Here is a 6,114-nt window from a genome sequence, read left to right on the forward strand (position 1 = left end):
GATCCTGCCCGACTTCTCGTCCATCCGGGACCGTCTCGACGACATCGAGGGCATCGTCCTCACCCATGGCCACGAGGACCACATCGGCGGCATCCCCTTCCTCCTGCGAGAGAAGCCGGACATCCCGCTGGTCGGCTCGCAGCTGACCCTGGCGCTGATCGAGGCGAAGCTCGCCGAGCACCGCATCAGGCCGTACACGCTGGAGGTGAAGGAGGGTCAGACCGAGCGGATCGGTCCGTTCGACTGCTCCTTCCTCGCGGTCAACCACTCCATCCCGGACGCGCTGGCCGTGGTCGTGGAGACCGGCGCCGGGACGGTGCTGCACACCGGCGACTTCAAAATGGACCAGCTGCCGCTCGACGGCCGGCTGACCGACCTGCGCGCCTTCGCCCGGCTCGGTGAGGAGGGGGTCGACCTCTTCCTGACCGACTCGACCAACGCCGAGGTCCCGGGCTTCACCACGCCCGAGAAGGACATCGCCCCGGCCATCGACCGGGTGTTCCAGCAGGCCCGGCGCCGGATCATCGTGGCCTGCTTCTCCTCCCACGTGCACCGGGTGCAGCAGGTCCTCGACGCGGCCTACGACAACAAGCGCAAGGTGGCCATGGTCGGCCGTTCGATGCTGCGCAACATGGGCATCGCCCAGGAGCTCGGCTACCTGCACGTGCCCGACGGCGTGCTGGTCGACGTCAAGAAGCTCGACGACTACCGCGACGACGAGGTGGTGCTGGTCTGCACCGGCTCCCAGGGTGAGCCGATGGCCGCGCTGTCGCGCATGGCCAACCGCGACCACCGCATCAACGTCGGCGAGGGCGACACGGTCGTGCTCGCCTCCTCGCTGATCCCGGGCAACGAGAACGCCGTGTTCCGGGTCATCAACGGCCTGATGCGCCTCGGCGCCGACGTCGTGCACAAGGGCAACGCCAAGGTCCACGTCTCGGGTCACGCCAGCGCCGGCGAGCTCCTCTACTGCTACAACATCGTCAAGCCGCGCAACGTCATGCCGGTCCACGGCGAGTGGCGCCACCTCGTGGCCAACGCCGACCTGGCGGTGGCCACCGGTGTGCCGCGCGAGAACGTCGTCCTGGCTGAGGACGGCGTGGTCGTCGACCTGGTCGACGGCCACGCGCGGGTCGTGGGCGCGGTCGACTGCGGCTACGTCTACGTCGACGGCTCCTCGGTCGGCGAGACCACCGAGGCCCTGCTGAAGGACCGCCGGATCCTGCGCGACGAGGGCTTCATCTCGATCATCGTGGTGATGGACGCGGCCACCGGCAAGATCGCTGCCGGGCCGGAGATCCAGGCCCGCGGGTTCGCCGAGGACCAGGACGTCTTCGACCAGGTCCTGCCCAAGATCGAGCAGGCGCTGGCCGAGGCCACCGGCAACGGGGTCAGCGACACGTACCAGCTTCAGCAGATCGTGCGCCGCACGGTCGGCGGCTGGGTCGGCGGCAAGCTGCGCCGCCGCCCGATGATCATCCCGATGGTCATCGAGGCCTGAGTCCCCGACTCCCTCCACGAGACACGGCCAGGCCCGCGTTTCGCGCCCTCCGAGGCGCCGAAACGCGGGCCAGGCCGTGTTCTCTCGGGGTGTGGCGGTCAGTAGCGGGCGCCGACCACCTGCTCGCCCAGCGGGTCGAGCGTGGCGAGGTCCTCGGCGTCGAGGCTGACGTCGAGCGCGGCGACGTTCTGCTCCAGCCACGTCCGGCGCTTGGTGCCGGGGATCGGCGCGAGGGCGATGCCGAGCCGCTCGGCCTGGCCGTGCACCCAGGCGAGCGCGACCTGCGCGGGCGCCACGCCCCTGCGCTCGGCGACCGCCTTCACCGCGTCGGCGATGCGCTGGTTGGCCTGGCCTGCGTCACCGGTGAACCGGGGGTTGAACCCGCGGAAGTCCTTCTCGCCCAACGCCGTCGTGTCGACCGTGCCGGTGAGGAAGCCTCGGCCGAGGGGGGAGTAGGGCACCAGCCCGATGCCGAGCTCGCGCAGTGTGTCGACCACGTCGGTCTCGGGGTCGCGGGTCCACAGGGAGTACTCCGACTGCACCGCGGTGATCGGGTGCACCGCGTGGGCCCGCCGCAGCAGGTCGTGGCCCACCTCCGACAGACCGAGGTGGCGCACCTTGCCGGCCTGGACCAGCTCGGCCATCGCGCCGACGGTCTCCTCGATCTCGGCGTTCTGCGGCGGCCGGTGCAGGTAGTACAGGTCGATGTGGTCGACGCCCAGCCGGAGCAGGGAGGCGTCGCAGCACTGCCTGACGTAGGCCGCGTCCCCCCGGATGGTGCGTGCCCGGTCGCCGCCGGAACGGTCGATGCCGAACTTCGTGGCGAGCTGCACCTGGTCGCGGCGGTCGTGGATGGCCCGGCCGACGAGCACCTCGTTGTGGCCGGAGCCGTAGACGTCGGCGGTGTCGAGGAAGGTCACGCCGAGGTCGATGGCCCGGTGGATGGTCGCGATCGACTCGTCCCAGTCGCCCTGGCCGTACCACTCGCTCATGCCCATGCAGCCCAGGCCCTGGGCCGAGACGTCAAGCCCGCCGAGGTTCACTCGCTTCATCGCTGTCGTTCCGTTCTGCCGCAAGGCGGCGGTAGTGGTCGATCTTGCGCTCGAGCAGGCCGGAGCAGGCGTCGAGGTCGGCCCGCAGCCGGACCATGTGCTCGCGGTGCTCCTCCAGCAGGGCAACGCGCTGCTCGATCCCCGAGTCGCTGCGCACGAGCTCGGCGTACTCCCGCATCCGGGCGACCGGCATACCGGTGGCCCGCAGCCGGGTGATCAGCGTGAGCCAGCTGAGGTCGCGCTCACCGAAGCGGCGCCGGCCGTCGCTGCCGCGGGGGACGCGGTCCAGCAGCCCGATCCGCTCGTACCACCGGAGGGTGTCCTGGCTCAGGCCGACCCGGTCGGCCGCCTCCCGTGTGCTCAGCGCCTGCATGGCCCCGACCCTAGGAGCTGGAGTGCACTCCAACGCAAGTCCCGACCCCGGCCGGTATGACGGGTGCCCGCCTCAGGCGCTCAGCGTGCAGAAGGTGCGCCGGTAGGCCTGCGGCGAGGTGCCGACGATGCGGGTGAAGTGGTGGCGCAGGATCGCCGCCGTGCCCAGGCCGGTGCGGGCGGCGACCTGCTCGACCGAGGCGTCGGTCGTCTCGAGCATCCGGCGCGCCAGCAGCACGCGCTGGCCGGTGACCCACTGGTGGGGCGTCGAGCCGGTCTCGGCCCGGAACCGGCGGGCGAAGGTCCGCTCGCTCATCAGCGCGCGCCGGGCCAGGGCGGGGATGGACAGGTCCTGGTCGAGGTGCTCGATGGCCCACTCCAGCACCGGCTGCAGGGTGTCGGCGCCCACCTCGGGCACGGGGGACTCGACGTACTGCCGCTGGCCGCCGTCGCGCGTCGGGGGCACGACCATGCGCCGGGCGATGGTCGAGGCGACGCGGGTCCCGTGCTCCTGGCGGACCAGGTGCAGGCAGGCGTCGATGCCGGCGGCGGTGCCGGCCGAGGTGAGCACCGGGCCGTCCTCGACGTAGAGCACGTCGAGCTCGACGTCGATCTCGGGGTACTGCGCGGCGAGCTCGTCGGCGTGGGCCCAGTGGGTCGTGGCGCGCCGACCGTCGAGCACCCCGGCGGCTGCGAGGACGAACGCGCCGGAGCACACGCTCATGACCCGGGCGCCGCGGGCCACCGCGTCACGCAGGGCCTGCAGCAGGGCCTCGGGGTAGGGGCCCGAGTCGATCGCGGGCACGGCGATGAGGTCGGCGCTGGCGAGCCGGTCGAAGCCGTGGTCGGCGCTGATCGAGAAGCCGGTGCGGGTCGGCATCGGCACGCCGGGGTGCTCGGCGCAGACGGCGAAGTCGAACGGGGGCACGCCCTGGTCGGTCCGGTCGATGCCGAACACCTCACAGAGCACGCCGAGCTCGAAGGGGGACAGGTCCGGCAGGACCGGCACGGCGACGTCGCGGAGCATTCCCCCAGCATGGCACCGATCTGGCGGGAAATCGATGCCTCATGACATTTCTGCCACTCGTGGCAGGGATCAGGTCAGGAGCATGATTTCTGCCATGGAACTCCTCATCATGTTTGCCGCTCTCGTCGTCATCGCCGTCCTGGCCCCGCGCTTCGGCGCCGACACCCACCGCAGCCGCGAGTGGGACGACCCGGTCGAGACCTGGCCGGCCGGTATCCGCAACCCGCTGCCCAAGCCGCACCAGACCCGTCACCCGTGACGGTGGTCGCTCACCAGGGGCGGGGCAGGGACAGGTCGCGCGGGTCGTCCACCGGCTCCCAGCCGGAGTCGGTCAGCGCGTAGTCGAAGGCCGGTCCCTGCTCCGCCAGCCGGCGCACCGCCGCGACGAGCCGGTCGACGTGCTCGACCGTGGTGGCCAGCCCGACGCTGGCGCGGACCGCGGTCGCCGGGGCACCCGGCCCGTCGAGCAGGGCGTCCACCAGCAGGTGCGCGCAGAACTTGCCGTCGCGCACGCCGATGCCGTGCTCGGCCGACAGAGACGCCGACACCAGCGAGCTGTCCACGCCCTCGACCGTGAACGCCACCACCCCCACCCGGTCGTGCCCCTCGCCGAAGACCGACCACGTGGACACGCCTTCGACCGCCGCGAGCCCGGCCTGCAGGCGCTGCGCCAGCGCGGACTCGTGCGCCTCGATCGCGTCACGATGGGCCTCGACCGTGGCACACGCGGCGGCCAGGGCGATCGCGCCGATGACGTTGGGGCTGCCGGCCTCGTGTCGTGCCGCCCCGTGACTCCACTGCACCTCGCGCTCGCTGACGCGGGCCGTCGCTCCGCCGCCGCGCAGGTACGGCGCGGCGTTGTCGAGCCAGTCGGCCCGGCCGACCAGGACGCCGGCGCCGAACGGCGCGTAGAGCTTGTGCCCGGAGAACGCCACGTAGTCCACGTCGAGCGCCTCGAGGTCGATCCGCCGGTGCGGCGCGAGCTGCGCCGCGTCCAGGACGACGCGGGCGGCATGGCGTCGGGCGACCTCGACGACCCGCTCGACGGGCCACAGCTCCCCGGTGACGTTGGAGGCTCCGGTCACCACGACCAGGCGCGGCCCGTCGCTGGTCCGGGCGTGCTCGGCCAGCGCCTCCTCCAGCAGCAGCAGGGCGTCCTCGACGCTGCCCGGCACGGGCAGGCGCACCGTGCGCCGCTCGTCCCAGGGCAGCAGGGCCGCGTGGTGCTCGGACTCGAAGACGAAGGTCGTGGTGCGCCGCGGGAGCGCCCGCGCCAGGAGGTTGAGCGAGTCGGTGGTGTTGCGGGTGAAGACGACCAGGTCCTCCTCGCGCGCCCCGACGAAGGAGGCCACCTGCGCCCGGGCCTGCTCGTACCACGCGCTGGTCACCTTCGAGGCGTAGCCGTTGCCGCGGTGCACCGAGGAGTAGGTGCGCAGCGCGGTGTCGACCGCGGTCTGGACGGACTCCAGCGCGGGGGTGCTCGCCGCGTGGTCGAAGTTGGCGTAGTCCACGACGGTCCGGTGCAGCGTGGGCACGCCCAGGTCGGCGGCCACGGTGCGCGGCAGGGGCGCCAGGACGTCGAGCGGCAGGGCGGGCACGGGGCGCAGGTGGTCCCGCGGGGCGGGGGAGGGCGCCTGGTGATGGGTCCGGCTGATGGTGGCGATCGACAACGAAGCTCACTCCTCGGTGATCCGGTGGACCATCGAGGCCTTCGGGGCTCGCCGGTCCGCGCTTGCCGGCACCGCGGGCGCGGGCCGACCGGGTCGTCACCCGGAGCACCCCGCCGCGACAGGAGGGTTGCCGGCCAGCAAGCCGGGGCTTGACGCTGGCACTCATGACCTGGCGTCGACGGTAGCGGCGCCGACGCGAGGCTGCCCACCCTTCGGGAGTGATGTCCCGGGATGTGAGACCTGGCGACCGGCGTGGGGGCTGGGACGGTGGTGGGTACCGAGGCCGGCCCCCGCGACGCGCCGGAGCACGAGGCGCGTGTGACGCGTGATGTCGTCGGGGCGATCGCGTAGCCTGCGACAGTGGCGACCCGGACGACCTCCTCCTCGCGCTCGAGCTCCTCGGGACGCGGTGGCGCCGCGCGCCCGGCAGCGCGGACGAGTGCGGCGAGCCGCAAGCCCGCCGCCCGCAAGCCCGCCCCGCGCAAGCCGGCA

Annotated in this window: 6 protein-coding genes and 1 riboswitch; of the genes, 2 read left to right on the forward strand and 4 right to left on the reverse strand. The window is 72.6% G+C overall.

Annotation, left to right across the window (positions count from 1 at the left end; genetic code table 11):
* Positions 1-1,501: ribonuclease J (locus tag VF825_RS10260; RefSeq protein ID WP_331112861.1), on the forward strand; the 1,501-nt coding region annotated here is incomplete at its 5' end.
* Between the two features lie 98 nt (positions 1,502-1,599).
* On the opposite strand, the gene VF825_RS10265 is transcribed toward VF825_RS10260, so the two are convergent.
* The 3 genes from VF825_RS10265 to VF825_RS10275 form a co-directional block, all read right to left on the reverse strand.
* The gene (locus VF825_RS10265) at positions 1,600-2,553 is read right to left on the reverse strand and encodes an aldo/keto reductase (protein ID WP_331112863.1); all 954 of its coding nucleotides are present in this window, start codon (positions 2,551-2,553) and stop codon (positions 1,600-1,602) included.
* Complete coding sequence (locus tag VF825_RS10270) at positions 2,525-2,926, reverse strand: MerR family transcriptional regulator (protein ID WP_331112865.1); 402 nt, start codon at positions 2,924-2,926, stop codon at positions 2,525-2,527. Before VF825_RS10270 ends, VF825_RS10265 begins: the two co-directional genes overlap by 29 nt.
* A gap of 72 nt (positions 2,927-2,998) precedes the next feature.
* Complete coding sequence (locus VF825_RS10275) at positions 2,999-3,952, reverse strand: helix-turn-helix domain-containing protein (protein WP_331112867.1); 954 nt, start codon at positions 3,950-3,952, stop codon at positions 2,999-3,001.
* A 94-nt stretch (positions 3,953-4,046) separates the two neighbouring features.
* Between VF825_RS10275 and VF825_RS10280 the strand changes: the two genes are divergently transcribed.
* Positions 4,047-4,211, forward strand: a complete 165-nt coding sequence (locus VF825_RS10280) for a hypothetical protein (protein WP_331112869.1) — start codon at positions 4,047-4,049, stop codon at positions 4,209-4,211.
* Positions 4,212-4,221: 10 nt separating this feature from the next.
* Here the strand turns inward: VF825_RS10280 and VF825_RS10285 are convergent, their stop codons facing one another.
* A complete protein-coding gene (locus VF825_RS10285) occupies positions 4,222-5,622 on the reverse strand; it encodes an aminotransferase class V-fold PLP-dependent enzyme (protein ID WP_331112871.1) in 1,401 nt (466 codons plus the stop codon).
* A gap of 53 nt (positions 5,623-5,675) precedes the next feature.
* Positions 5,676-5,792: riboswitch (SAM riboswitch) on the reverse strand.
* Between the last annotated feature and the right edge of the window lie 322 nt (positions 5,793-6,114).

The organism is Oryzihumus sp. (assembly GCF_036391795.1).
Lineage (GTDB): Bacteria > Actinomycetota > Actinomycetes > Actinomycetales > Dermatophilaceae > Oryzihumus.

Bases quoted from the DNA above. Each gene is read 5' to 3' on its own strand.
- VF825_RS10275 (WP_331112867.1), bottom strand. From the start codon at position 3,952: ATGCTCCGCGACGTCGCCGTGCCGGTCCTGCCGGACCTGTCCCCCTTC.
- VF825_RS10270 (WP_331112865.1), bottom strand. From the start codon at position 2,926: ATGCAGGCGCTGAGCACACGGGAGGCGGCCGACCGGGTCGGCCTGAGC.
- VF825_RS10280 (WP_331112869.1), top strand. From the start codon at position 4,047: ATGGAACTCCTCATCATGTTTGCCGCTCTCGTCGTCATCGCCGTCCTG.
- VF825_RS10265 (WP_331112863.1), bottom strand. From the start codon at position 2,553: ATGAAGCGAGTGAACCTCGGCGGGCTTGACGTCTCGGCCCAGGGCCTG.